General features: G+C 62.8%; 22 protein-coding genes. 13 read left to right on the top strand and 9 right to left on the bottom strand.

Annotated features, from left to right (window positions below; genetic code table 11):
- Window positions 1-67 precede the first annotated feature (67 nt).
- Window positions 68-889, top strand: coding sequence for a UDP-2,3-diacylglucosamine diphosphatase (locus NKJ12_RS24475; protein ID WP_352507849.1), 822 nt, complete (start codon window positions 68-70; stop codon window positions 887-889).
- A 127-nt stretch (window positions 890-1016) separates the two neighbouring features.
- A complete protein-coding gene (locus tag NKJ12_RS24470; RefSeq protein ID WP_352705548.1) occupies window positions 1017-2234 on the top strand; it encodes an MFS transporter in 1218 nt (405 codons plus the stop codon).
- On the opposite strand, the gene dgcA is transcribed toward NKJ12_RS24470, so the two are convergent.
- Window positions 2205-3188 (bottom strand): N-acetyl-D-Glu racemase DgcA, encoded by a 984-nt coding sequence (gene dgcA / locus NKJ12_RS24465; RefSeq protein ID WP_352645536.1) that lies wholly within the window; start codon window positions 3186-3188, stop codon window positions 2205-2207. The two genes, NKJ12_RS24470 and dgcA, sit on opposite strands and share 30 nt — an antisense overlap.
- 77 nt (window positions 3189-3265) lie before the next feature.
- Here dgcA and NKJ12_RS24460 point away from each other — a divergent pair, with 77 nt between their 5' ends.
- The 4 genes from NKJ12_RS24460 to NKJ12_RS24445 all read left to right on the top strand — a co-directional run bounded on the left by NKJ12_RS24460 (window position 3266) and on the right by NKJ12_RS24445 (window position 7351).
- Window positions 3266-4450: an ABC transporter permease gene (locus NKJ12_RS24460; RefSeq protein WP_352705546.1), complete on the top strand. Its 1185-nt coding sequence runs from the start codon at window positions 3266-3268 to the stop codon at window positions 4448-4450.
- Window position 4451: 1 nt separating this feature from the next.
- Window positions 4452-5270: an ABC transporter ATP-binding protein gene (locus NKJ12_RS24455; RefSeq protein ID WP_352705544.1), complete on the top strand. Its 819-nt coding sequence runs from the start codon at window positions 4452-4454 to the stop codon at window positions 5268-5270.
- A 13-nt stretch (window positions 5271-5283) separates the two neighbouring features.
- The gene (locus NKJ12_RS24450) at window positions 5284-6657 is read left to right on the top strand and encodes an MlaD family protein (protein WP_352705542.1); all 1374 of its coding nucleotides are present in this window, start codon (window positions 5284-5286) and stop codon (window positions 6655-6657) included.
- Between the two features lie 127 nt (window positions 6658-6784).
- Window positions 6785-7351 carry an ABC-type transport auxiliary lipoprotein family protein gene (locus tag NKJ12_RS24445; RefSeq protein WP_352479047.1) on the top strand — a complete coding sequence of 189 codons (567 nt, stop codon included), beginning with the start codon at window positions 6785-6787 and terminating at the stop codon, window positions 7349-7351.
- 105 nt (window positions 7352-7456) lie between these two features.
- Here NKJ12_RS24445 and NKJ12_RS24440 read toward each other — a convergent pair whose 3' ends face one another.
- Entirely contained in the window at window positions 7457-13843 is a 6387-nt protein-coding gene (locus NKJ12_RS24440) for an apolipoprotein A-IV repeat region-like domain-containing protein (RefSeq protein WP_352705540.1), read from the bottom strand.
- Between the two features lie 285 nt (window positions 13844-14128).
- Here NKJ12_RS24440 and NKJ12_RS24435 point away from each other — a divergent pair, with 285 nt between their 5' ends.
- The 3 genes from NKJ12_RS24435 to NKJ12_RS24425 all read left to right on the top strand — a co-directional run bounded on the left by NKJ12_RS24435 (window position 14129) and on the right by NKJ12_RS24425 (window position 16026).
- Window positions 14129-14497 (top strand): Hpt domain-containing protein, encoded by a 369-nt coding sequence (locus NKJ12_RS24435; protein ID WP_254817406.1) that lies wholly within the window; start codon window positions 14129-14131, stop codon window positions 14495-14497.
- Window positions 14498-14594: 97 nt separating this feature from the next.
- Complete coding sequence (locus tag NKJ12_RS24430) at window positions 14595-14915, top strand: 2Fe-2S iron-sulfur cluster-binding protein (protein WP_254817397.1); 321 nt, start codon at window positions 14595-14597, stop codon at window positions 14913-14915.
- 82 nt (window positions 14916-14997) lie between these two features.
- Window positions 14998-16026, top strand: coding sequence for an NAD(P)/FAD-dependent oxidoreductase (locus NKJ12_RS24425; RefSeq protein WP_352705538.1), 1029 nt, complete (start codon window positions 14998-15000; stop codon window positions 16024-16026).
- Between the two features lie 27 nt (window positions 16027-16053).
- Here NKJ12_RS24425 and NKJ12_RS24420 read toward each other — a convergent pair whose 3' ends face one another.
- Both NKJ12_RS24420 and NKJ12_RS24415 read right to left on the bottom strand, forming a co-directional pair.
- Window positions 16054-17535 carry an MDR family MFS transporter gene (locus NKJ12_RS24420; RefSeq protein WP_352705536.1) on the bottom strand — a complete coding sequence of 494 codons (1482 nt, stop codon included), beginning with the start codon at window positions 17533-17535 and terminating at the stop codon, window positions 16054-16056.
- 210 nt (window positions 17536-17745) lie between these two features.
- The gene (locus NKJ12_RS24415; protein WP_352507857.1) at window positions 17746-18363 is read right to left on the bottom strand and encodes a DUF922 domain-containing Zn-dependent protease; all 618 of its coding nucleotides are present in this window, start codon (window positions 18361-18363) and stop codon (window positions 17746-17748) included.
- Window positions 18364-18459: 96 nt separating this feature from the next.
- On the opposite strand from NKJ12_RS24415, the gene folP reads away from it, so the two are divergent.
- The 3 genes from folP to folK are packed head-to-tail and all read left to right on the top strand — an operon-like array spanning window position 18460 to window position 20164.
- Window positions 18460-19305 (top strand): dihydropteroate synthase, encoded by an 846-nt coding sequence (folP, locus tag NKJ12_RS24410; protein ID WP_352705534.1) that lies wholly within the window; start codon window positions 18460-18462, stop codon window positions 19303-19305.
- Window positions 19306-19308: 3 nt separating this feature from the next.
- Entirely contained in the window at window positions 19309-19668 is a 360-nt protein-coding gene (folB, locus tag NKJ12_RS24405; RefSeq protein ID WP_023674838.1) for a dihydroneopterin aldolase, read from the top strand.
- Window positions 19652-20164 (top strand): 2-amino-4-hydroxy-6-hydroxymethyldihydropteridine diphosphokinase, encoded by a 513-nt coding sequence (gene folK / locus NKJ12_RS24400; protein WP_352507859.1) that lies wholly within the window; start codon window positions 19652-19654, stop codon window positions 20162-20164. Before folB ends, folK begins: the two co-directional genes overlap by 17 nt.
- Before the next feature lie 24 nt (window positions 20165-20188).
- Here folK and NKJ12_RS24395 read toward each other — a convergent pair whose 3' ends face one another.
- Together NKJ12_RS24395 and NKJ12_RS24390 are read right to left on the bottom strand one after the other, a co-directional pair.
- The gene (locus NKJ12_RS24395; RefSeq protein WP_502896223.1) at window positions 20189-20740 is read right to left on the bottom strand and encodes a DUF924 family protein; all 552 of its coding nucleotides are present in this window, start codon (window positions 20738-20740) and stop codon (window positions 20189-20191) included.
- A 17-nt stretch (window positions 20741-20757) separates the two neighbouring features.
- Window positions 20758-22593: a monovalent cation:proton antiporter-2 (CPA2) family protein gene (locus NKJ12_RS24390; protein WP_352705532.1), complete on the bottom strand. Its 1836-nt coding sequence runs from the start codon at window positions 22591-22593 to the stop codon at window positions 20758-20760.
- A gap of 228 nt (window positions 22594-22821) precedes the next feature.
- Between NKJ12_RS24390 and NKJ12_RS24385 the strand changes: the two genes are divergently transcribed.
- Window positions 22822-23088: a hypothetical protein gene (locus tag NKJ12_RS24385; RefSeq protein ID WP_352507861.1), complete on the top strand. Its 267-nt coding sequence runs from the start codon at window positions 22822-22824 to the stop codon at window positions 23086-23088.
- A gap of 62 nt (window positions 23089-23150) precedes the next feature.
- On the opposite strand, the gene NKJ12_RS24380 is transcribed toward NKJ12_RS24385, so the two are convergent.
- The 3 genes from NKJ12_RS24380 to NKJ12_RS24370 form a co-directional block, all read right to left on the bottom strand.
- A complete protein-coding gene (locus NKJ12_RS24380; protein ID WP_352705529.1) occupies window positions 23151-23705 on the bottom strand; it encodes a hypothetical protein in 555 nt (184 codons plus the stop codon).
- A gap of 87 nt (window positions 23706-23792) precedes the next feature.
- Complete coding sequence (locus NKJ12_RS24375) at window positions 23793-24887, bottom strand: YcjF family protein (RefSeq protein WP_352705527.1); 1095 nt, start codon at window positions 24885-24887, stop codon at window positions 23793-23795.
- Window positions 24884-26362, bottom strand: coding sequence for a YcjX family GTP-binding protein (locus tag NKJ12_RS24370; RefSeq protein WP_352705525.1), 1479 nt, complete (start codon window positions 26360-26362; stop codon window positions 24884-24886). The genes NKJ12_RS24375 and NKJ12_RS24370 overlap by 4 nt, the downstream gene beginning before the upstream one ends.
- Between the last annotated feature and the right edge of the window lie 7 nt (window positions 26363-26369).

Below are 26369 nucleotides of genomic sequence, written 5' to 3'. Positions count from 1 at the left end.
CGCAACCGTCATACGGTTGTTGCATGAATCGGGGCATAGCCTCACGCGAAAGCAACGGTGACAAATGATGTCCGGCGCAGAGCCCCGCACTTTCCGCAGCATGTTCATCTCCGACGTCCATCTCGGATCGAAAGCGGCGAAGGCCGAGTTCCTGATCGATTTCCTGCGCCATCACGATGCCGATATCATCTATCTCGTCGGCGACATCGTCGACGGCTGGCGCTTGAGACGAAGCTGGCATTGGCCGCAGAGCCACAATGACGTCGTCCAGAAATTGCTGCGCAAGGCGCGCAAGGGCGCCAGCATCACCTATATCGCCGGCAATCACGACGAGTTCGCGCGCCAGTTCCAGGGCGTGCATTTCGGCGGCATTGTCGTCGCCGACCGCGCCATCCACGAGACCGCCGATGGCAAACGCCTTCTTGTCATTCATGGCGACCAGTTCGACACCGTCGTCCACAATGCGCGCTGGCTCGCCTATCTCGGCGACTACGCCTATGACGCGGCGATGCTGGTCAACCGCATCATCACGCGCCTGCGCCAGGTGCTCGGCCTGCCTTACTGGTCGTTCTCGTCCTGGGCCAAGGTCAAGGTCAAGAAGGCGGTGAATTTCATCGGCTCGTTCCAGACCGTGCTGACCGAGGAGGCGCGCCGCTCGCACGTCGACGGCGTGATCTGCGGGCATATCCACCATGCCGCGATCGAAAGCTACGAGGACGTGCAGTACATCAACACCGGCGACTGGGTGGAGAGCTGCACGGCGGTGGTCGAGCATTTTGACGGCCGGATGGAGATCCTGCACTGGGCGCATGTCCTGCCGGAGACTCCGGTCGGCGGCGAGGTGCTCGTGCCGATCGACATCAAGGGCAGGGCAGTCCAGGCGGCTTGACCAAAACCCGGCCGCCCTCGCTTCAATCGGTTAGTCCAGCGGTTTCATCGACTTTTTCGCCGTGTTATGCAGCGGCAGGTGTGGTGGGCCGACCCGGCTGAATGCCGTGCCGACGGATCGCCTGTCAATGTCCTCGCTGCCGCCGCTTTCGCCCGAACAGCTCGTCAAGCCACGCCATTTCGAACTGCGCATGAGCTTGATCTTCTTCACGCTCTTCGTGCCGCTCGGAACGCATGTGCCGTATTTTCCCCTGTGGCTGCAGGCCAAGGGGTTCCACGCCGAGCAGATAGCCGTGATCCTCGCCGCGCCGATGTTCCTGCGTGTGGCAACGACGCCTTTTCTTACCGCGCTGGCAGACAAAGCGAGCGATCGCGCCAATGTCTATGTTGCGCTGGTCGCCGCATCGCTGATCCTGTCCGCCGGCTACCTCCTGCCGCCGACCTACGCAATGGTACTTGCCGTATCCCTGGCGCTGACGATCGTTTGGACGCCGCATTCGCCGATTGCCGATTCGCTCGCCCTTTCTGGTGTTCGCCGCTTCGGCTCGAACTACGCCGGCATGCGCAAATGGGGCTCGATCTCCTATCTCTGTGCCAATCTCGCCGGCGGTTTCATCTTGTCGGCGAGCGGTGCTCAGGCTGTCCCGGTGATCATCTTCGTGTCGTTATGCGCCGCGCTAGCCGCCGGGCTGATTGCGCCGCGCCTCGGCCGCCCGCGCCGCGCCTCGCCGCTTTCGGCTGCCGACATCCAGCAATCGGCATCAAAACTCCTCAACCCGTATTTTCTTTATTTTTCGACCGGGGTCGGCGTCATCACCGCCAGCCACGCGTTTCTCTACGGCTTCGTGTCGATCTACTGGAAGTCGATCGGCATCAGCGATTCGGTTGTTGGGCTGCTCTGGGGGTGGGGCGTCGTCGCCGAGATATGCATGTTCGTCGTCTTCACTCGGGCTTTCGCCTCCTTCTCGATCGTGTCGATCATGCTGATTGCCGGGACAGGCGCTATCGTGCGCTGGATCGCCTTCCCTTTGATCTGGCCGCTTGGACTTGGCGTTGGCGGGTTTTTCGCGATCCAGACGCTGCACGCGGTTTCGGTGGCGCTGGTGCTGATCGGCCTGCAAAAGATGATCGGTGAGACGGTCGTGGAAGAACGCACCGGGGCGGCGCAAGGCATCGCCTATTTTTCCAACGGCTTCTTCATGGCGGTGGCGACGCTCATTTCCGGTCCTCTTTACGACCGCTTCGGCGCGAACGGCTTCTTTGCCATGATCCCGATCGCCCTGACGGGCCTGGCGCTGATCGGACTTGCGGCGCGTTCAGCCCCACAGCGCCGGCTCGGGCGGTGACACCAGCGACCCTTGATAGACGAGACCGGGAATGCGGTCGCGGGCTAGCAGCAACGGACCGTCGAGATCGACGAAATCGGCATCCTGCGCCAACAGAACGGCCGGCGCCATCGCAAGCGATGTGCCGACCATGCAGCCGACCATAACGCCAAGACCCAGTTCGCGGGCGCGGTCGCGAAGCACGAGTGCTGCGGTCAGGCCGCCGGATTTGTCGAGCTTGATGTTGATGGCGTCGTAGAGGCCGACAAGCGCTCCAATATCCTTCGCCTCGTGCACGCTTTCGTCGGCGCAGATCGGCACCGGATGCGCGATGTGGCGAAGAATACCGTCATGTCCCGCCGGCAGCGGCTGTTCGATCAAGGCGATACCTTGCGCAGCGGCAAAGGCGAGGTTTTCTACGATGTTGTCGTTCGTCCAGCCTTCGTTGGCATCAAGAATGATTCGGCTGTCGGGTGCCGCCGCCGTCACTGCGCGGATGCGGGCGATGTCGTTGTCGCCGCCGATCTTGACCTTGAGCAGCGGGCGCTGGGCGTTGGCGCGGGCCTGCGCCGCCATCGCTTCCGGCTCGGCGAGCGACAATGTGTACGCCGTCTCAAGCGGTCGTAACGGAACGGTTCGTATCGTATGCGCCACCGGTGTTCCGCTGATCTTCGCTTCCAGGTCCCAGAGCGCGCAGTCGATGGCGTTGCGTGCCGCGCCGGCAGGCATGGCACCGAGCAGGGCGATGCGGCTGATGCCGTGCGCGATCTCACTGCGCATCGCCTCTATCGCGCCACGCACACCCTCAACGGTCTCGCCATAGCGCTTGTAAGGAACGCATTCGCCGCGCCCTGTACGGCCGTTTTCGGTGATGGCGCAGGAAATCACCTCCGCTTCGGTCTTCGAGCCGCGCGAAATGGTAAAGGTCCCGGCTATCGGAAAGCGCTCGGCCTCGACCGAAATGACACGCGCCATATTTTTCTGCTCCGGCTGTGCACAAGGAGGATGTCGGCAAATCGACAGCTCGGCCCCGTCAGGCTAAACAGGACGCCATGTTGACCATCCGCAAACGCGACGCAAGCGGCCCTGCCAAGGAGCCCGACCACCAGCCGCGCATCGCGATCGGCGAGGAGGGCGGCGTTCTTGGCTGCGCGTTCTCGGGAAGCTGGACGACACGCACCGTCGCCCTGGTCGATGCCGAGATGCGCAAGATCGAGAAGCGCAGCGGCTTCCAGACGCTGGCGCTCGATCTGTCGCAGATCGAGAAGATGGACACTGCCGGGGCGTGGCTGATCGATCGCCTGGTGAGCAGCTTCGAAAAGAAGGGCGTCGAGATCAAGATGCAGGGGCAAAGCGAGATTGCCTCGATCCTGCTTGGCGCCGTCGGCGATGCGGTTCGACGCGAGCCCGGATCCGGTCCGACAAAGCCGCCCAACTTCATCATTCGGGGGCTCGAGGCGGTAGGCCGTCGCGTCTATGAGATGCGCGACGATTTCCTGGCCGCAATGAACATCCTCGGCGCCACGATACGCGGCTCTCAGATGAAGCTTGGCCGTGGCCATGCCGTCAATATGGCGGCGATCTTCAACCAGATCGATCGCATGGGCGTCGGCGCCATACCGGTGGTGGTGCTGATGTCGGCCATCGTCGGTGCGATCGTTGCCCAGCAAGGCGCCTATCAGCTCAGTTATTTCGGCGCCGACATCTTCGTCGTCGACCTGGTCGGCGTGCTGATCCTGCGCGAGCTCGGCGTTTTGATGACGGCGATCATGATCGCCGGCCGCTCCGGTAGCGCGATCACCGCCGAGATCGGCTCGATGAAGATGCGCGAGGAGGTCGATGCGCTGAAGGTGATCGGTCTTAATCCAATCGGCGTGCTGGTGTTTCCGCGGCTGGTCGCGCTGGTCGTCGCGCTGCCTTGCCTGACGATCATCGCCAACTTTGCAGCACTGGGCGGCGGCATTTTGGCTGCGTGGCTCTACTCTGATATTGCACCGGCAGCGTTCATCGACCGGCTGCGTGTCGCAATCGACCTCAGCACCATCTTTGCGGGCCTGATCAAGGCGCCGTTCATGGCCATGATCATCGGCATAATCGCCTCGGTCGAGGGCATGAAGGTTGGCGGCAGCGCCGAATCGCTCGGCCAGCATGTGACCGCCTCAGTGGTGAAGTCGATCTTCGTGGTCATTATCCTCGACGGGCTTTTCGCCATGTTCTATGCAGCGATCGAGTTCTGAGATGGCGCTGCCGGGCACAAACACGACCAAGGTGGCGACGAAGGCCAAAGAAGACGAGATCGTGCTGTCGGCACACGACATCACCGTGTCGTTCGCCGACCAGGTCGTTCTCGACAAATTGTCGCTCGATATCTGGCGCGGGGAGATTCTCGGCTTTGTTGGTGCCTCCGGTGCGGGCAAATCTGTTCTCCTGCGCACCATCCTTGGCTTGACGCGCAAGCAATCGGGAACAATCAAACTGTTCGGCGTCGACGTCGAGAAGGCAACCGAAAGGGAGCGCCTTCGCATCGACATGCGGCTTGGCGTGCTGTTCCAGCATGGCGCCCTTTTTTCGGCGCTGACGGTCCTCGAAAACGTCCAGGTGCCGATGCGTGAATATCTCGATTTGCCGAAGAAGCTGATGGACGAACTTGCCATGCTTAAGGTGGAGTTGGTCGGACTGCCGCCGGAGGCGGCGCAGAAATTCCCCTCCGAGCTCTCCGGCGGCATGATCAAGCGCGCCGCCTTGGCGCGCGCCCTGGCGCTCGATCCGGACATCGTTTTCCTCGACGAGCCGACGTCAGGCCTCGATCCAATTAGTGCGGCTGAATTCGACGAATTGGTCGTCAAGCTGCGCGATACGATGGATTTGACCGTGTATATGGTCACGCATGATCTCGACACGCTGTTTACCGCGTGCGACCGCGTGGCGGTGCTTGGCAACAAGAAAGTGCTGGTCGAGGGCACGATCGACGACATGCTCAGGAGCGAGGAACCCTGGGTAAAATCCTATTTCCGCGGAAAACGCGCCCGGCAACTTGATCTTGCGGCGCGCGCATAGCCATAAGTGAGCAATGGAAACCAGGGCCAACTACGTCATTGTCGGCATTTTCACGCTGGCCGCGATCCTCGCGGCTTTCGCTTTCGTCTATTGGACGGCGGCTATCGGCGAAAGGGGCGAGACGGCGGTGCTGCGCGTGCGCATTCCAGGCTCCGCTTCGGGGCTCGGCCGTGGCAGTTTCGTGCTGTTCAATGGCGTCAAAGTCGGCGACGTGCGCCGTGTCTATATCGACGTCGACAATCCGACTGCTGCTATCGCCGACACCGAAATAGACCGGAATACGCCTATCACCAAGTCGACGCAGGCCGATATCGGGCTTGCCGGCCTCACCGGCCAGGCCAACATCGAGCTCAAGGGCGCCGACCCCAAGGAGCCAAAACTCCTCGACGAGGCGGAAAAGGAAGGCCGCGTCGCCGAGATCGTTGCCAACCCGTCGGCGGTCACCAACCTGTTGCAGACGGCGCAGAACATCTTCACCCGGGCCGACAAGGTCCTTTCGGAGCTCGAAGGCTTCACCAAGGATGTTCGCGGGCCGCTGACGCAGACCGTCAACAATGTCCAGACCTTCTCCGATGCACTGGCCAGGAATGCGGACGGCGTCGACAAGTTCCTGGCCAGCGTCAGCTCGCTGGCGGACGAACTGAAGGGTGTTTCGGGCAAGCTCGACGGCACCCTAAAGGCGGCGGAAGGGCTACTCAATGCCGTCGACAAGGACCAGATCAAGAGCATCGTCGCCAACGTTGACACGGTCACTTCCAACCTCAAGGAAACCAGCAAGCAGTTCGACACGGTTATCAAGAACGTCGACACGGCGGTCGGCTCGATCAACGACTTCGCCCAGAAGACGCAAGGCACGCTGGCCAAGGTCGACGGCGTTCTCGACGGCATCGATCCGGCTGAGGTGCGCACCGCGCTGGCCAATATCCAGAAGGCCAGCGAAAACGCCAACGAGGTTGCCGCCGACATCGCCAAGGTGACCAACAAGTTCGCCAACCGAGCCGATGACATCGATGAAACCATCAAAGACGCGCACCAACTCGCAGGACGCCTCAACGATGCCTCGGTGCGAGTCGACGGTATCCTTGCCAAGGTCGACAAACTGCTCGGCTCCGGCCAGGCCGACGGCGTCATGGCCGACGCCAGAGCGACGCTGAAATCGTTCAAGCAGGTCGCCGACACGCTGAACGCCCGTCTCGGTACCATTACCGACAATCTGGCGCGGTTCTCGGGACAAGGGCTGCAAAACTTCGAAGCGCTGGTCCAGGACAGCCGCCGTTCGATCAACCGCATCGAAGAGGCGGTAACCGATCTCAGCCGCAACCCACAAAGGATCTTGTCCGGCGGCGAGGGCGAGGTCCGGCAGTTCGACGGCAGGGTGCGCCGTTGACTTCGATCCCCGACCACCGCAAGAACATAGCTGGCAGATGCGCATTGTTTCCACGATCCGGGGGGGATCGCGTTTGAAGTCGATCAGTTCAGGCAGCATCACATCGGGCGGGTCTAAGGTCGGGGCGATGTTGCTGGCGCTTTCGCTTGCAAGCTGCGCAGCCTTGCCGGGCGGCAGACCGGCGCCGCTGGATACGTTCGAGCTTTCGGCGCCGTCGCTGGAAGCGCGTGCCCGCAGCCGGCGCCAGATACTCATCGCCCAGCCTTCGGCGCTCAAGGCGCTGGATAGCCAGAACATCGTCATCAAGCCATCACCGCGATCGATCCAGTATCTCAAGGGCGCGCAATGGGCCGACCGGCTGCCGATGATCGTACAGGCGCGGCTGGCAGAGACGTTCCAGCGCTCGGGCAGCTTCACCGGCGTCGGCAAGCCAGGCGAGGGGCTGGCGATCGACTATCAGGTGATCGTCGAGATCCGCTCGTTCGAGGTGCGTGTCGATGGCGGCGAACATGCCGAGGTCGAGCTGTTCGTGCGCCTGTTGAACGACCGCAACGGTGAAGTGCGCGCTTCGAAGACGTTTAGCGCCATCGCGCCCGTTTCGGGCAATGGCAACCAGGCCTATGTCGGCGCGCTCGATGCCGCGTTCGGCGATGCGGCCGGGCAAATCGTCCGCTGGACCGACACTGTGATCTGACGCGGCCGGAACTGCTGGCACGGCACTCTACAGCGCCAATGGAATTCAGTACGGCATGAAAAAGGCGGGAAATCCCGCCTTTTCGTTTATTCTCTATCGCCCGCTCTAGTGAAGGCGGCCGCTGGCGTGTGCCAGCATCGTGTAGACCTTGCCGGTATCCGAGGTCAGGTAGGTCTGTGCCATGATGTTGTCGCGGTCGTTGCGCGACACGTCCTTGAGCAGCTTTTCGAAATCGTCGCAGTAACGATCGACAGCAGCTCGGAACTCCGCCTCCGACTGATATTTGCGGCGGATCTCGTCGAACGTCTGCTGGCCCTTCAGCGTGTAAAGTCGGCGCGTGAAGACGTCGCGCTCGCCGCGCCGGTAGCGGTTCCAGAGCTCGATCGAGGCATCGTGATCGATGGCGCGCGCGATATCGACCGAGAGCGAGTTCAGCGATTCCACGACATGAAGCGGCGAACGAGCAGCGGGAGCAGGGCGCGGCGCTTCGGCGGGCACCGCCGGCTTGGCGTCGTCTTCGCGCGATGCACCGGTCAGGAGGTCGCGCACCCAGCCGCCTTGCGGCGTGCGGCCGTTGGGGTCGCGCTGGCGTGGCGCTTGGTCTGCGGGACGTTCGAGGTCGAGCGTGCCGCGCAGCGCCGCCTCGCCCGAAGGCGCCTGCGGGGGACGGCGCTGTTCTGGAGCCGGAGCCGGGCGACGTGGCGGCTCAGCGGCGCGTGCGGCAGGCGCTTGCGGCGCCGGACGCAGGTTGCGCTGTTCCGAACTGTCGGCGCTACGGCCAGATTTCGCAACGATTTCAGAAAGTTCCTTCAGCGCATTGATCTGCTCTGAAACGGCACGGCGGATAGCCGTGGTCGATTCCTTTGCCTCTTCCGGCATCTCGATGACGCCTTTCTTGAGCTCGGCGCGGGTGAGGTCGAGCTCGCTCTTGATCGAGCCGGCGGTACGCCGCATCTCCTCGGTCGCATCGGCAAAGCGCTTGGTGGCCGAATCGACCACTTCGGAAATCGCGGTACGGATCTTGTCGGCGGATTCCAGCGTCTTGCCTTCGGCGTTCTGCAGCGTTTGGCCGACCAGATTCTCGAACGAGCGCATGACCCTTTCGAGATCTTCCGATTTCTTGACAAGGCCGACGGCGAGGTCCTCCAGCGACGATTGCCTTTCGAGCGTGTGCTCGAGATTGCTCTGGGCCGAGCTCAACAGGTCCGAGGCACTGGAAAGCAACCGGCTGTGCTCGTCGAACTTGGTGGCGATGGAAGCAACCTCGCGCAAGGTCGAGGACGACAGCTCGGTGAGCCGCGTCGTGTTCGAATCGACCAGGCGCGCCGAACTGGCGAAGGTCTGCGCGGTCTTTTCCGTGGTCGCTGCGAAGCTTTGCGTGCTCCCGGTCAGGCGTTCTTCAACCTGGCCGAGATTGCCCGCCGCCTGCTCGATCAATTGACCGAGCTGCGAGCTGGAGGTGGTCATGCGGCCGATGAGGTCGGCAACGCTGTCGGCAAGCGTCGAGCGTGCGCCTTCGACGGCCGACAGGGTTTCTGCCGTGCGGCTGGCGAGGGCGTCGACGAGGGCGGCGTTTTGAGTGCGCAGCTTCTCGGTCGCACGTTCTGTGACCTCTTCCATGCTCTTTTGCAGCTCGGAGCCGCCCTGGGCAAAGCGCTCGACCAGAGGCCGTGCCGTCTCGTCCAAGATTTTCGATATTTCAGCCGAACGTGCCGCAAGCATCGTATTGAGCTCGCGAGTATTGGCACCGATGGTCTTTGCAGCGTCATTGGTGCTCTGGCCGATATGCTGGCCGACCGCGGTGAAGGTTTCGGCGATCGTGTTGGCACGCGAGACCAACTGCGCCTCGGCGTTCGCGACCTGCTCGTTGAGCTTTTGGCCCATTGTCTCGGCGGAGTAGGCGAGGCGGTTCTCGACGCCGGCGACCTGCTCCTCGACGCGGGCCGCTGTGGCAGCCGCACTCGATGCCAGGCGTTCATCGGCACCGGCAAGCACCTGCTCGATTTCACGGGCATGGACGGCGAGTTCCTGGCCAGTCTGCCTGGCGCGCTCGGCAACCCGCTGCTCGGTGCTGGTGAAGGCGCCGACAATGGTGTCGGCATGTTCGCCGATGGCGGTGCTGCTGTCGGCGATACGGGATACCAGGCGATGATCCGCCTCCTCAAAGATGCGGCCGATCTCGGACGCACGGGCCGAAAGTGCTTCGGAGCCTTCGGCAATGCGCGAAATAAGTTGCTGGTCGGCGGCATCGAAAATGCGACCCAGATCCGACGCGCGTGCCGCGAGCGCTTCGGCGGATTCGCCGATGCGCACGCCCAGCCGCTCGTCGGCCGTTTCGAAATTGCGCAGGATGTCGCCGGCACGTGCCGCCAGCGACTGGGCCGTTTCGATGGCGCGAGAGACAAGCCTGTGGTCCGCCGCGTCGAAGGTGCCGGCAATCTCACTTGCTCTGGCTGCCAGCTGATCGGCCGTTTCCTGGGCGCGCGCGAGCAAGGTGTTCGACGTGTCGTCGACGCGGGCAATCAGTGCGCTCGACGTATCCTCGGCGCGCGCGGCAAGGCGACGGTCCGCCTCTTCAAAGGTGCGGGCGATGTCCTCCGCCCTGGCGAGCAGGGCAGCGGAGGTCTGCTCGGCGCGCTCAGCGATCTTGCGGTCGGCATCGCTGAATGCCGCGCCCGCCTGCTCATGCAGCGCGCTGGTGACTTCCAGGACCTTCTCGCGCAGCGCCCCGGCGACGAAGACCGCGCTTTTTTCGAGCACACTGCGAACGTTGTCGACACCCGTCGACAGCGCCCGCTCCATGGTGCTGGCGCGCTCCTCGATGATGCCTGTCTGCCGGCTGAACGCCTGCTCGATCTTTTCTACGTCGGCAGCGATTGCATCGGAGATGTCGGTGCTCCTGGCAGCGATCTGGTCGATATGGCCGGACAGCGAACGGTCGACATCCTTGCGCGTTTCGGCGAGCCTGGAGAGATCGTCCTGCAATGCGCGGGTCAGCATGTCGCGGCCCTCGCTCAGCTTGCCGACATGACCGGCGACGATCTCGTCGACCTCGCTGCGGCTCATTGCAAGCCTCTCCAGGTCGGCTTCCAACGCGCGCCTGAGGATGTCGCGGCCTTCCGCCAGTTTCTCCACCTGGCCGGCAACCAGCCCATCGATGCTCGAACGGCTTTCGGCCAGCTTGGCGAGATCGTCCTCGAGCGCCTTCGACAGGGTCGAGCGGTCCTGGACGAGCTTCTCTGCGTGGGTTGCGACAAGGCTGTTGACGTTGCCGAGATCGGCTTCCAACGCACGCGAAAACTGCGCGCGATTATCGGTCAATAGCTGCGACTGATCGGCGATGGCGCCCCTGATCGTGTTGAGATCGGCCTCCAAGGCGCGCTTGAGGATATCGCGGCCTTCGGCCAGTTTCTCGACCTGGCCGGAAACCAGTCCGTCGATGCTCGAGCGGCTTTCGGCCAGCTTGGCAAGATCGTCTTCCAAGGCGCGCTTGAGGATGTCGCGACCCTCGGCCAGCTTCTCGACCTGGCCGGCGACCAACCCGTCGATGCTCGAACGGCTCTCTGCCAGCCTGGCAAGATCGTCCTCGAGCGCTTTCGAGAGGGCCGAACGCTCTTCGGTAAGCTTGTTCATATGTTCGGAGACGACGCCCCGCACGGTCTCGAGATCGGTCTCCAGTGCCCGCGACAGCTGACCACGGTCTTCCGCCAGCTTTTCGGACTGGCTGGCGATGACGCCCTTGACAGTGCTCAGATCGGCTTCGAGCGCACGCTTGAGGATGTCGCGGCCCTCTGCCAGCTTTTCGACCTGGCCGGCAACCATCACATCGATGCTCGAGCGGCTTTCGGCCAACTTGGCGAGATCGTCTTCGAGCGCCTTCGAAAGGGTCGAACGGTCTTCGGCAAGCTTGTTCATGTGATCGGAGACAACGCCCCGCACAGCCTCCAGGTCGCTCTCCAGCGCCCGTGACAACTGGCCACGGTCTTCCGCCAGCTTTTCAGACTGGCTGGCGATGACGCCCTTGATCGCGTTCAGGTCCGATTCGAGCGCGCGCTTGAGGATGTCGCGGCCTTCCGCCAGCTTCTCGACCTGGCCGGCAACCAGCCCATCGATGCTCGACCGGCTTTCGGCCAGCTTGGCAAGATCGTCCTCAAGCGTCTTCGAAAGCAGGCTGCGGTCATCGGCGAGCCTGCCAGAATGATCAGCGATCAGACTCCTGATGTCGGAGAGGTCGTTATCGAGTGACTGGGAAAGGCCGCTGCGGTCTTGCGCCAATTTCGCCGAATGCGCCTCGATGAGGCCATTGATGCCGGCGATGTCGGCTTCCAGCGCACTGGCGAGTATGGCGCGACCCTCGGCGATCTTTTCGACCTGACCGGCGACGAGGCCGTCGATGGCGGCGCGATTCTCTGCCAACTTGCCGAGGTCGGCCTCGAGCGCGCGCGAAAGGATGCTGCGGCCTTCGGCGAGCTTGCCGACGTGCCCGGCAACCATTTCATCAATTATCGTACGAGCTTGCACGAGTTTTCCGGAGTCTTCGTTCAGGGCCTGGGCCAGCCTGTTGCGACCCTCTTCAAGGCTTTCGAGATGGCTGCCCAGTGACGCGTCGATCGCTGCGCGCGATTCGTTGACCTTGCGCAGATCCTCCTCAAGGGCGCGCGAGATAAGGCTGCGGCCTTCGGCAAGCTTCTGCACCTGGTTGGCCACCGCTGCGTCGATTTCGGCGCGACCCTCGGCGAATTTCGCCAGATCGGCCTGCATTGCCGCCGCCATCCGGTCGCGGCTTTCGGAAAGCTTGCGGCTATGGTTTTCAACGGCTTCCTCTATGCCGGCGCGAGCATCGGCAAGCCGCTGGATGTCCGTGTCGAACGAACGCGATACGACATGGCGTGCCGCTTCCATGCGCCCGGCGAAATCGCCGGCGCGGGCTTCAAGCATGGTCGAGGTCGATGAAATGATGTCGGCCATGTCGGCACCGATCTGGGTCTTGCCCTGATCGATCATTGCCGACAGCGTCTCCTTGCTATCCTGGAAGGTGTGGGCGATTTCGCGCGCGCGCTCGACCAGCGTCTCGTTGATCTGGCGTGCGCGAGCCTCCAGCGCGGCGTTGAGCTTCTGCGTGCCGGTGTCGAGCGCCTCGGCGCGGGTCTGGAACTCGCTGATCAGCGCCTGGCCACGTTCGGCAAGCGTCCGCTCAATGCCGTTGAGGCTGGCTTCGAATTCCGAATTGAGTGTGCGGGCGGCGCCGCCGAGCAGCGACACCATGCCGCTTGTGCGGTCGTCGAGCAGGTCGGTCAGCGACCGCGTCAGGCCATCGGTGGTGTCCGTCAGCTTGGCGATGCGGGTGTCGAGCAGGCTGGCGAAGGCCTCGCCCGACGTCGACAGCCGATCGGTGATCGATTCGAGCCGGCCTTCCACCGAATCGAAGATCGACATCGAGCTTCCGTTGATCCTGTCGATCAGCGTGTCGCCGGATTCGTTGATCGTCATCGACAGCTTGGTCGAGGCATTGAGAATGCTGTCGCGAATGATATCGCTGGCGGCGTTGATCTCGTCTTTCAGTGTCTCGTGGGCGCCGGTGATCGAAGCGCGCACGCGCTCGGCATGGGTGACGACTGCTTCGCGCTCGCTGCCCAGCCCATCGACCAGCGAGCGGATGCGGGACTCGTTCTCTGAATAGGAGCGCTCGATCTGGTTCACCTCGCTGTGAACCAGCGTTTCGAGCTCGACGGCACGCGCAAGCGTGCGTTCGATGCCTTCGCCCATGGCTGCCACCTCGCGGCGAACCGCTTGGCCGATCATCATGACGCGATCCTGGGCAAGATTTTCCGGCTCGGCCAGACGGAAGGCCACCTCGGTCATCGACTGCGCGGCAAGGCGCATCTCCTGAGCGCGGCGAATCATCACTGCGAATGCCCAGAACAGGATGACAGGCACGATTGCCGCGACCGCCAGGCCGATCAGCTCGGGACGGGCGAAAAACTGATCGAAGGTGCGGATGTTCCAGATGCCAGGTCCGAACAACAGGTTCGCAAGGCCGCCAGCACCGGCGATCCAGGCAAGCGACACGAAAGCCACGACCCAATAGATCGTGTTCGAGGCGCGCCGATTGAGGGTGTGCAGGAGCGTCTTATAGTCTTTTTGACGATCGTCGTTGGCCGGCGAGAAAGCTGCCGGCTGCGAGCCATTGCGCGTTGCGACAGGACGCAACTCAGCTGGCTTGGCCTTTGGCGCGGAATTTGCGTTCTGGCTTTGATTGGCGGCTGGTGCCGCGTTCTGGGTCTGGTCCGGCGCAGGCGGTTCGTTCTGGCTGCGACCTTCGCGCGCCAGCTCGTCGGCGGCTTGCGATATTTGCGCTTCCAGATCTTCCATGGATGCCGCCATGTCGAAGTCGCCGCCGGCATCGCCGCTCAGGTCGATATCGAGTGCCTTTTCGAGTTCCCTGGCTACGTCGCTGTCGAGCGTTCTTGTCGTCGTTGGTTTCTTCGCCATGCCTTCGCTACCCTGTACAAGCTGCGGCGGGACTTATGGTTCTGCTTATTGATTCTGCCTAGCGTGTCCCGCGCAGGAGGCTGAAAATGGACCTGTCGTATCGTAATGACACAGCCGGGTAAAGAAAACATGCATTCCGCCCGATACGTAAAACTTTAAATATAAGGTTAACACAGCCGTGATTCCGGCGCCGTTATCGCGACATTTTTCCGGGCCAATCATTAACCCGTTGTCCACCGGATACGCCTAGTTTTTGCGGCGGTCGAAGAACGGAGTCTCAAAGTGATACGTGGCGAAAACGGCATTGCCTTCTCGATGCCCGGCGGCGATGTGTCGGGGACAGCCGGGGCGCGGCCGATCGACCTGGGGCATCTTGCGCGCCAGACGATGGGCGATCGGAGCCTCGAGCAGGAGGTGCTGGCTCTGTTCGTGCAGCAGGCGCTGTCGGTGCGCGACAAGATCGTCGATGCGGATGTCGGGCAGCGGCTGCTATTGGCACACGGGCTCAAAGGCTCGGCGCGCGGGGTCGGCGCCTTCGCCATCGCCGATTGCGCCAGTGCGATCGAATGCCGGCCCGAAGACGCCGGCACGCTGAAGCGGCTTGGCTCGCTGATCGAAGAAGTGCGCGACTTCGTCGCCGCCATCAGCCGATAGCACTTATTCCCGAAACGCCACACAGCGGCGCTTTGGCGCCGCAGTTGACTTGTCCGGCAGAGTGATTATGTCGGCTCAGACTCCCTTCAGGTGACAAATGACCAAGCTGACCTTCATCGCCCATGACGGCACGCGTTTTGACGTGGATGCCGAAAACGGCTCAACCGTCATGGAAAATGCGATCCGCAATGCGGTGCCGGGAATAGAAGCGGAATGCGGCGGCGCCTGCGCCTGCGCGACCTGCCATGTTTATGTCGACGAAGCCTGGACGGCGGAGGTCGGCGAGCCGGAAGCCATGGAAGAGGACATGCTGGATTTCGCCTACGACGTCCAGCCGAATTCGCGGCTGTCATGCCAGATCAAGGTGCGCGACGCCCTCGACGGGCTGGTCGTGCGCGTGCCGGCCCGCCAGGGCTGAAGCCGATTTTTGCCGCTGCCGCTTGGCAGCGGACCAATGGTCATGCAGTGTCGCGCCGTTTTCCCATAAAGGCGCATGCTTCATGACCGCTATCATCAAGACAGACGTACTCATTGTGGGGGCAGGGCCTGTCGGCCTGTTTGCGGTATTCGAGCTCGGCCTCTTCGACATGAAGTGCCATCTGATCGACATACTCGACCGGCCCGGCGGGCAGTGCGCCGAACTCTACCCGGCAAAGCCGATCTACGACATTCCGGGCTGGCCCTCGATCTCGGCACAAGGCCTGGTCGACAAGCTGCTTGAGCAGATCGCGCCGTTCAAGCCCGAATTCACCTATAACCGCATGGTTTCGGGCCTGGAAAGACTGGAGGACGGCAGCTTCCGCGTCACTACCGACGAAAACGAGGTGTTCGAAGCCAAAATAGTCGTGATAGCCGCTGGCGGCGGCTCTTTCCAGCCGAAGCGGCCGCCGATTCCGGGCATCGAACCCTATGAAGGCAAGAGCGTGTTCTACTCGGTGCGCCGGATGGAGGACTTTCGCGGCCATGACCTCGTTATCGTCGGCGGCGGCGATTCGGCGCTCGACTGGACGCTGAATCTGCAGCCAGTGGCCAAGAGCGTGACACTGGTGCACCGGCGGCCCGAATTCCGTGCAGCGCCCGACAGCGTCAACAAGATGTATGCCATGCAGGAGATGAAGCAACTGGAATTCCAGGTCGGACAGGTGACTGGCCTGACCGGCGCCGACGGCCAGCTCGCCTCCGCCATCATCAAGGGACCGGAGGGCGATATCGAAGTACCGTGTACGCGGATGCTGCCATTCTTCGGCCTGACGATGAAGCTCGGCCCAATCGCCGAATGGGGCCTCAATCTCCACGAGAACCTGATCCCGGTCGACACCGAAAAATTCCAGACGTCGGTGCCTGGCATCTTCGCCGTAGGCGACATCAACTGGTATCCCGGCAAGTTGAAGCTGATCCTGTCAGGCTTCCATGAGGTCGCTTTGATGGCGCAAGCAGCCAAGCGCATCGTCAGCCCCGGCGAGCGCATTGTGTTCCAGTATACGACCTCGTCGACCAGCTTGCAGAAGAAGCTCGGCGTGGTCGACTGACCCTCGCTGTATTTTTGTCGGGCCGGTCTACTCCGCCAACGCTGGGGCCACAGCCTCGGCATGGCCTCGAAGCGCTTTTTCCGGCATCAGCCAGAGCGTGATGAACGACAACAGCAAGGTTGCGGCCGCTGCAAGAAAGATCATCACGAACGGCATGGCCGAGGCAACATGGCCGGCCGGCTGCGTGCCTTCGCTGGCCAGCGGCAGGCCGTAGCCAAGGGCGACGGCACCAAGCATGGCGACGCCAAGCGCACTGCCCAGCGAGCGGAGGAAGGTGAGAACGCCGGTCGCCACGCCAAGGTGCATACGATCGACGGCGTTCTGGACCGAGACAGTGGCAACCGGAAAGGTCGTGCCTGTGCCCAGGCCTACGCAGGTCGTCAACACCTCGACGAGCAACAGTGAGGCATGCCCGGCGACCAGGCTGAGCACGCCGAGGCACAGGATCGAGAAGACCGTTCCGATCATGGCAATGCGTTTATAGTGGAAAAAGCGCGGGATCATTCGCGCGCTGAAGGTCGCACCGGCCACCGTGCCGAGCATCAGCCCAAGCAACGCGGTGCCCGATTCGCTGACCGATAGGCCGACGACCGATTGCAGGTAGACCGGCAGATAGACCGACAAGCCGACATTGGCGGCCTGCAGCAGGAACATCGACAGCGTCCCGGCGAGAACGATCGGATTGCCGAGCACTTCGAGCGAGATCAGCGGTTCGGCCGCACGCAGCAGCCGCAGCGCGAACGCGCTCCAGAACACCGCTGAGCAGATGAGCAGTCCAAGGATTTCAGGCGACAGCCAGGGATACTCGCTGCCGCCCCAGTTCAAGGCAAGCAGCAGCAGCGAGGTGGCCGCGACCAGAAGCAGGGCACCGAGGCCGTCGATGCGGTGATGTTTTGCGGAGATCGGCAGCTTCTTGAGCGGGTTGTTGATGATCGCCATCGCCAGCAGGCCGAGCGGAATGTTGATCCAGAAGATCAGCGACCAATGCAGATGTTCGGCGAAGGTGCCGCCGAGCAGCGGCCCGGCGATGCTGGCGACGGCCCAGGTGCCCGAGATCCAGGCGGCGTAGCGAGCCCGCTCGCGCGGCGGCACGAGGTCGCCGATCACGGTCTGCGTCAGGGCGAACAGCCCGCCGCCGCCGGCGCCCTGGATCGCCCGGCCGACAACCAGGACCAGCATGTTGGGGGCGGTGGCGCTGACCAGCGAGCCGGCGAGAAAGATCAGGATTGCAGCATAGACGGTCGGCCGGCGACCATAAATGTCGGAGATCTTGCCGTAGAGCGGCGCCACGGCGGTCGCGGTCAGAAGATAGCCGGTCACGATCCACGGCAGATACTCGGCATGCCCGAGCAGACGTGCCATCGTCGGCATCGCCGGCGCGACGATGGTCTGGTCGAGCGCTGCCAGCAGCATCGACAAGAGCACGCCGCCGATGATGGCGTTTTTCTCGGTTTCGGTCAGCGGCGTGCTGGTTTCCACCATCGCTTGCTTGTCGATAGCCTGGTCCATATCCATTCATCCCATTACGCTTGGGTGCACGTCCGCGAGGCGCTGGAGTGCGTCGAGTGTACAGATTGGCCGTGTTCTCGTGCCTTTGAGATGAGCCCTGCGAACTCGATATATGTCGTTCGCTATAGGCCGATTTCGACAGCGGCTCGAAAGTTTTTCGAAGCTGGCACCATGTTTCGGCAAAATTGGCTTTGTCCGACGACGCGGAGTTCAGCCGGGAGCGAGTCGGCCGTTCTCAATGCGCTCGATGCGGTAATTCAAGAGCCGCAGGATGCGGCTTTGGAAATTGACGCTTTCCACACGATCGAAGCGCATCTGCTCCTGGTCGTGCTTGGCGAGCATGGCCGCCGTTATTTTTGCGGCCTTGGCCTTGGCCAGTTCGCAGGTCTTTTCCGGGTAGCTCGCCTTCAAGGCGTCTTCGAGTTCGCGGCCATGGTTCTTGGCAATCTCGACGTGGCGTTCCTCATGGCGCTTGATGTCGGCGGACAACGTATCCCAGAACAGCCTGACGCCTGCATCGGCTTTCCGCGGGCGGCGCCACTGCGGAAGGATCACCTTGACCTTGACGATGACGACAGCGTCGGCAATCCAGCACGAGCCCGGCTTTTGTGCATAGCTGACGCGGGTGGTGAACGCCATCTGGGTAGCGCCTGGATGCCGCGACCCGGTGCTTTTCACCTGAGGCCCGAGTTTCGACAGTTGGGTCTCGATGTCGTCGAGCGTCCTGCCGCCGATCGGGAAATAACTATATGTCTTGACGAGAGTTGCAGCGCTGGCCGGGAATGCGGTCAGGGCGAGCATCAGGGCGCAAAGGAAGGATCGTTTCATCGTGTTGCCTCTTTGCCCACCTTGCTTTACCGCCGTCTCCGGCGCAACGGAATTGATCCCCGGCCACGCCGCGGGATCGGACATGGTTGATGGGCAATGATGACAGGGCGATGGCAGTTAGCCCACGGACGCCATCTCGACATTGGTGGCAAGGCCGTGGTCGTCGGCATCCTCAACATCACGCCGGACAGTTTTTCCGACGGCGGCCTGTTCGATGCGCCTGAAAAAGCAGTTGACCAGGCGCGCCGCATGGTCGGGGAGGGGGCCTCCGTCATCGACATCGGGGGAGAATCGACACGTCCCGGGGCGTCTGCGGTCTCCGCAAAGGAAGAGCAGGCGCGCATATTGCCGGTCATCGAGGCGCTCGCGACGTCTGGCGGAACGCTGATCTCGGTCGATACCTATCGCGAGGATACGGCCCGGCTCGCCGTCCAGGCCGGCGCACATATCGTCAATGATGTCTGGGGCCTGCAGCGCGAACCGGGCATTGCCCGCGTCGCGGCCGAAACCGGCGCCGGGCTTGTCATCATGCACACGGGACGGGATCGACAGAAACTACCCGACGTGATTGCCGATCAGCTCTTCTTCCTCAGGAAGTCGCTGGAAATTGCGCGACGGAGCGGTGTTGCCGACGACCATATCGTGCTCGACCCGGGCTTCGGCTTCGCCAAGGAGACGGCCGCTGAAAATCTTGACCTGATGGCACGGTTTTCCGAGCTTCGTGCGCTGGGTTTTCCACTGATGGCCGGCACATCGCGAAAGCGCTTTATCGGCACCGTCACCGGCCGCGATGCAGCCGCAAGGGGCGCCGGAACCGCGGCCACCAGCGTCATCCTGAGGCTCAGAGGCGCGCATCTCTTTCGCGTCCACGATGTCGCAATCAACGTGGATGCGTTGGCCATTGCCGATGCTATGCTGGCGCGTGAGATCGGGGAAAGCTGAGCCATGTATGTCATCCGCATGAAAAACTGCGCTTTCTTCGCTCGGCACGGTGTGCTGGACGAAGAAGAGACGCTCGGCCAGCGCTTTTATGTCGATGCGGCACTCACGGTGGATCCCGGGCGGGCGCTGGTCGAGGATTCCATCGAGGACACCGTCAATTACGGCATCGCTTTTGCGGTCATCGAGAAGATCATTACAGGCGAGCGGCGCTTTCTGATCGAAGCGCTGGCGCTCGAAGTGGCGAGGGCGCTGACGGCGCGGTTTCCGCAGATAAAAAAGGCCGAGATCACCGTGCGCAAGCCGAATGCCCCGGTGCCGGGTGTGCTCGATCATGTCGAGGTGACCGTTGTCTGGCCAGAATAATACCGTCTATCTCAGTCTCGGCGGCAATCTCGGTGATCCGGCGAGGTCGATGGCTGCGGCACTGGGCATTCTGGATGCCGACGAGAGCACGCGCGTCGTTGCCGTTTCGTCGCTCTACCGCACGCCGCCTTGGGGCAAGCTCGATCAGCCGGATTTCCTCAATGCGGCGGCCGAAATCTGGACCGCGCTCGCACCGCGAGAGTTGCTGGACCTCTGCCTTGATGCCGAGCGAAAACTGAAGCGGGTGCGCGAGGAGCGCTGGGGGCCGCGCCTGATCGATATCGACATTCTGGTGTTCGGCGACCGCGTTATCCACGAGACCGGGCTGGAGGTGCCGCATCCGCGCATGCTGGAGCGCGCCTTCGTGCTGGCACCGCTGGCAGAAATTGCGCCGGAGCTCGTGGTCGACAGCAAGAGCGTGTCGGAGCGGCTGGCCGCAGTCGACACATCGGGCATTGAACGGCTGCCGTCAGGCCGGGATTGGTGGAAGGCCTGACGCTGCCGCCATCGGAGCCCGAAATCAGCCGGAAAACCCACCTCCGTCGAGGAACATTTGTTCGTCCGGTGTCGTCTCGCGGCCAAGCATCCTGTTTCGGTGCGGAAAACGGCCGAAGCGCTGGATGATGTCGCGATGCTCGCTCGCATATTTCAGGTAGGATGGCGCCTTGGCGGCTGTAAGCTCCACCGATTTGAGCTGATCGGCGAGGTCCTCCGAATGCTCATAGGGCAGATAGAGAAAAACGCGGAGCTCTTCGTCGAGCGCCAGGTCATGGCCGTCAGCGATCGCCTTCCCGGCGAAATGCCGCGCCAGCGGATCCGTGGCGTACATGTGGCCGGTGCCGCGAAAGCAGTTTCGCGGAAACTGGTCGAGGAGGATCATCAGTGCCAGCGACCCTTCGGCGTGTTCAGACCAGCCGTCGCATTCGCGGCCGGCGGCGGCGAAGTGCAGATCGAAAAACCGGGTGCGGAAGTCGGCATCAAAGGCGTCGTTCTTCTCGAACCATGCCTCCTCCCCGGCGTCGCGCCAGAATCTGGTGACGGAGAGAGCGCGCTCGTCCAGTTCGTTCATCATTCGCGTCATTCCAAGGTTTAATCGGCCGGTTCGGATTTCTGCAGCACGCCGGCGGTCTCTTCGTTGAGCGCCTGGCCCGCGCGTCGTGGCGTGCTGAGCGGCGTCGGAATGGGGGTGCCGATATTGCCTTTGAGAAAGCGTCGCCCGGCGCGGATGCCTTCGGCCAGCTGAAGTTCGAAACGGGCAACGTCGCGGCGACGGACATCCTCGATGACCTCGGCGACCTCTTCCGGGTCGACGCCAAGGGCTTCCAGTGTCGAGCCGCCGAAGACAAGCGCCGATTCGAAGGTCTCGCGGAGCTGATAGTCGACGCCGGCACGAATGAGCTGCAACGCCGTACCGCGGTCGAAAGCCCGTGCCAGCACCGTCAGCAAGGGAAATTCCGCCTTGATCAGTTCGGCGATGCGCACGGCGGCATCGGGCTTGTCGACGCAGATCAGCACTGCGCGTGCCCGCCCGGCTCCCGCGGCACGCAGGATGTCCAGCCGCGTGCCGTCGCCATAATAGACCTTGAAGCCGAAATCGGCTGCCGCCTGGATCATTTCGACCTCATTGTCGATGATCGATACGTCGATGCCGCGCAACAAAAGCGGCTGGCTGGCGATCTGGCCGAACCGGCCAAAGCCGATGATCAGCACGCTGCCGGTCAGGCCGTTGGCGACATCAACGCCTTCAAGCGACTGCTCGTCGCGCGGCGTCAGATACCGCAGGGCTACGATTGCCAACGGCGTCAGCACCATGGAAATGATGACGATAGCGGTCAGCATCGCATTGGCCTGGCTATCGATGATCCCGACTGCCGCTGCTGCGGAATAGAGGACGAAGGCGAATTCGCCGCCTTGCGCCATGAAGACCGCGCGCTCGAGCGCTTCCCGGTGGCCGGTTTTGAGGACGCGGGCAACGATATAGATGCCGATCGCCTTCATCATCATGTAGGCGACGACATAGATGGCAATGAGCTGCCAGTTGACGACGACCACATGCAGGTCAAGTGACATGCCGACGGCGAGGAAGAACAGCCCGAGCAGAATGCCGCGGAACGGTTCGATGTCGGCCTCCAGCTGGTGGCGGAAGGTCGATTCCGACAAGAGTACGCCGGCCAGGAAGGCGCCCATCGCCATCGACAAGCCGGAAAGCTGCATGGCGAGCGCCGATCCGAGAACGACCAGAAGGGCGGCTGCGGTCATCACCTCGCGGGCGCGCGCATCCGCCAGGATACGGAAGAACGGATTGAGCAGATAGCGTCCTGCAAGCACCAGCCCGACGATCGCGGCAAGGCCGATACCGACCTCCGTCAACCGATCCGACAGGCTCATATCGGCACCGCCCGGCGCGAGGAAGGCGATCAGCGCCAGCAGCGGCACGATGGCCAGGTCTTCCAAAAGCAGGACCGAAACGATGCGCTGGCCCTTGGGCGTGGCCAGCTCGCCGCGTTCTTCCAGCAATTGCATGACGATGGCCGTCGAGGTGAGCACGAAACCGGCGCCGGCGACGAAGGATTGCGCGATAGGAAAACCTCCCGCCAGCCCGACGCCGGTCAGCAGGACCGCGCAGACGCCGACCTGCAGCGCGCCAAGCCCGAAAATCTCGCGGCGCAGGCCCCACAGCCGTGACGGCTGCATCTCCAGTCCGATGATGAACAGGAACATGACGACGCCGAGTTCGGCGACATGAAGAATGGCTTCCGATTCGGAAAAGATGCGCAGCCCAAACGGGCCGATCACGACGCCGGCCGTCAAATAGCCGAGGATGGAGCCAAGTCCCATGCGCCTGAAGATCGGCACCGCAACGACGCCGGCGGCAAGCAGCGCCACCACCTGGATCAGATCGCTGTTCGATGCCTCTGCCGCCATGCCTGCCGTTCCGCTCTCTTGCAACAAGCGGCCAAGATAGGGGCTTCGGAGCGGATCGAACAGTGCGAATCCGGTGCGTCGTGGAAGCGATATTGCAGGCGCACTGCACAGGATAATGGGCCTCCGGGCGTTGCTTGTTCCAGCGATCCGGCGCTAAGGACGCCCGGCTTCGGCCAGTGGAGGGTGAGCGACGATCAAGTCGCGGCCCTTTTTGAGGAGATGACTGACATGAAGACGTTTTTGCTGGTTGCCGTTGGTATCGCGGCACTTGCCGGCTCCGCCTGTTCCAAGGCACCGGAGTGCACGACCGAGATGCTGAGCAAGAAGGCTCAGGACATGACTGCAGCGCTTCAGGCTGCGATTACCAAGGATCCGGCCAAGGCAGCCGATCTCACAGCCAAGGTCCAAGCGGTCACAACCAAGTATCCGGGTGGCACAACAGCGGCTGACGCCTGCAAGGCCTATGACGAGCTGACTGCGGCGATCAAAGGCTGAGCGCCCATTGCATGTCAAAGAGGGCGGCGCCGTTTGGCTGCCGCGTTTTTCATGCCGGAGGCTCAGTTCGGAGCGATGGAGCCAACTTCTACCCCATCGACCCGCTTCAACTTCATCCCGATGACCGGGACCAGTTGCTGGTCGACGCGCACGGCAACGGTCACCGTCATCGAGTTGTCGTCTGGGACAAGCGCCTGCATAACGCCGCGCAACTGATTGCGATTGATGGTGAAAACCACCTTGTGCGCATCGACGACATTACCACCGATAATGTCGAGGCCGGACCCGGCGGCGCCGCCCATGAAGCTGCCCTTGTAGCCCTGGCGGCCCTTGTGCTCGATCGTTGCCGACATCTGCTGGGTGAACATGCCGACCCGGCAGCCGCCGTCGAGCGACATGCCGACTTTGCCGTCAGGCGTCGAGCCGGTGAAGCTGCAGGTGAATTTCGTGCCCTTGTATTTGCCAGCGACGATTTCTCCGGGGCCGACCCATTTGCCTTCGACCGATCGAAAGAACTGCTTGTCCGGTTCCGCCCCCGTAGCCCTTCCGGCAATGCCGACGGTTGCGACAAGCGCGAGCGCCACGGGCAGCCCGCTGGACAGAATAACGCTTTTCATCGACGACACCCGGCAACAAAGAGACTGGTTTGGACGCTTCCGACCATGAACAAGATTGGTTAATGCTTTGTCACCCCAAGGCAATAGTCACGTTCGCGAAACGGATGTTTCTTTTTCTTTCTTTGCTGCAAAGGACGTCAGCGCGGAGAGGAAATCGCCTAATCCAGGCCGCCTGACCGCGTAAAAGGGCAGGGGCCTTGCGGTTTCCATCGCTGCAATGCCGATGCGCGCCGTCATCATGCCGTTGACGACGCCTTCGCCGAGCTTTGCCGACAGCCGGGCCGCAAGGCCGTGGCCGACGAGCTGTTGGACGAAACTGTCGCCGACGGCGATCGACCCGGTGACCGCGAGATGGGCGAGAACGCTGCGCGCCAGGCGAAAGAAGCCAAGCGTGCCCGGGCGGCCGCCATAGAGCTCCGACAGTCGCCGAATCAGCCGCCCGGCTTCGAATACGACATAGGCGACGTCGACCAGCGCGCGCGGGCTGACCGCGGTCACCAGGGACACACGCTTTGCCGCCTCGAGGATCATCACCTTCGCGCGGGCGTCGAGCGGGCCGAGGATCTCGGTCTCGGCCAGGCGCACCAGATTGCCGCCGTCAATGATCTCGCCGCGCAATTCGGCCAGCGAGCGCCTGCCGGCCGCGGTTTCGGGCTTGGCCGAGACAAAGACCGACAACTCGTCGACCACGGCTCGGGCGGTCTTCGGATCGTCACGGGCAATCGCATCGAGCGCCCGCTTCTGCAACTTTTCGACCTCGGCAAGCCGGGCAATCGCCATGAACTCGCGCACGAGGATGATCAGAAGCGCCAGGATGGCGATCGCGGCCATGCCGGCGGCCAGCCAGCCCAGCCACTCGGCGCGCTCGAACAGGTCGCGAATCAGCTGGTCGGTCCAGAGGCCGACGGCGAGCGAAACCAGAACGCCCAGCGCGCCGAAGAACAGGCTGCCAAGCAGCGAACGTTTTCGCGGCGCAATCGCCGGCGGCGGCTCGGCAGCGACGATATCAGGCTCGTCGAAGACGTCGATCTCCGCCGGTGTGACCACAGCTAGATCCGCCTTCACGGTACGCGGCTTTCGCGCCGGCGCGGCCTCGGACGCAGCATGGCGAGCCGTCGAATCTTCCTTCTGCTGGGGCTCCGGCTCGATGCGAAAGGCCGCCGGTCTGCGGGGCGCACTCATGCGAGATGATCTCCGATCAGGAACTGCAGCGCGCGGTCGAGCCTGATATGTGGCAGCGACAGCGTGACGCCCTCGGCGGTGCGCTCGAGCTTCGGCGGGCGAAAGCGCACGAAGCGGATTGCGGGGTCGTCATTGTTCTGCCGGCGGATCGATTCGGCAACGTCGAACAACGCATCAACTTTCTCCGGCAAGTCTCCGGGAAATATGGCTGTTTCGGTCTTTCCGTCAAAGGTTTCGCCGTTGATTTTTTCGCCACGCAACGGCGTGCCGATAATGACCGGCAAAGTCTCGCGGCCCTGCTTGACCGTGCCTTCACGGGTCGCGCGCATGGCCGCCATGGCGACGACGTCGACGTCGGCTCCGGTGAAATTCGCCCGCGCCACGGCGCGGTCGGCTAGCCGCCGCACGATGGCCTGCAGGCGGTCGTGGCTTTCGTGGTGCAGGTGGTCGGCCTTGGTCGCGGCCACCAATATGCGGTCGATGCGCCTCGAAAACAGGTCGGTCAGGAGGTTGCCCCGGCCGGGCCGGAAACAGGACAGGATTTCGGTGACCGCGCGCTCCAGATCGGCCATCGCGCCGGGGCCCGCATTCAATGCCTGCAATGCGTCGATGAGCACGATCTGGCGGTCGAGACGCGTGATGTGTTCGCGAAAGAACGGTTTAACGACATGCGTCTTGTAAGCCTCGTAGCGCCGCTCCATCATAGCCTGCAGCGATCCCGAGCGGGAGCGCCGGCCGTCCAGATTCGGCAGCGGCGCGAAGGTGAGAGCGGGCGAGCCTTCAAGATCGCCGGGCATCAGAAAGCGGCCGGGCGGCAAGGTCGAAAGCGCCCGCTCATCGAGCTTGCAGGCCTTGAGATAGGCCGCGAAGCTCTCGGCGAGACGGCGCGCCGTCATCTCGTCGGCGTCGGCGTTGGGGTCGACCGGATTGGAGAGCGCCCGCCATTCCCGCGAAAGATCGACACGCACCGGCAACACGGCCATCTCGAAGGCCTCACGCGAAAAATCGGCGTAGGACTTGCCGAGCAGCGGCAGGTCGAGCAGCCATTCGCCGGGATAATCGACGATGTCGACCGACAATTTGCCGGCGGAAAACATGCGGCTCCAGCCAGAGGCCGATTCGTATTCGATGGTGAGCCTCAGTTCGGAAATCGCACGCGTCGAATCCGGCCAGACGCGCTCGTCGACAAGAGCCGCGATGTGATCCTCGTACTGGAAGCGTGGTACGGCGTCGTCCGGCTGCTCTTCGAGAAAAGCCCGGGCGATGCGCCCCGATTTTTGTGCCTCAAACAGCGGCAAGCGTCCACCATGGACCAGATTGTGTACAAGGGCCGAGATGAACACCGTCTTGCCGGCGCGGGACAGCCCGGTCACGCCAAGCCGCAGCGACGGAGCGAAAAGCCCGGCAGCGCGGCCTGACAACGTATCCAAGGCAATCTTGGCCTCGTCGGTAAAAGTCGTCAGCGATGATGCCAAATCTGTT

It is taken from the genome of Mesorhizobium sp. M0195 (assembly GCF_040322115.1).
GTDB lineage: Bacteria > Pseudomonadota > Alphaproteobacteria > Rhizobiales > Rhizobiaceae > Mesorhizobium.
Note: the sequence above shows the minus strand (reverse complement) of the source record. Positions and strands in the feature narration are given on the sequence as shown.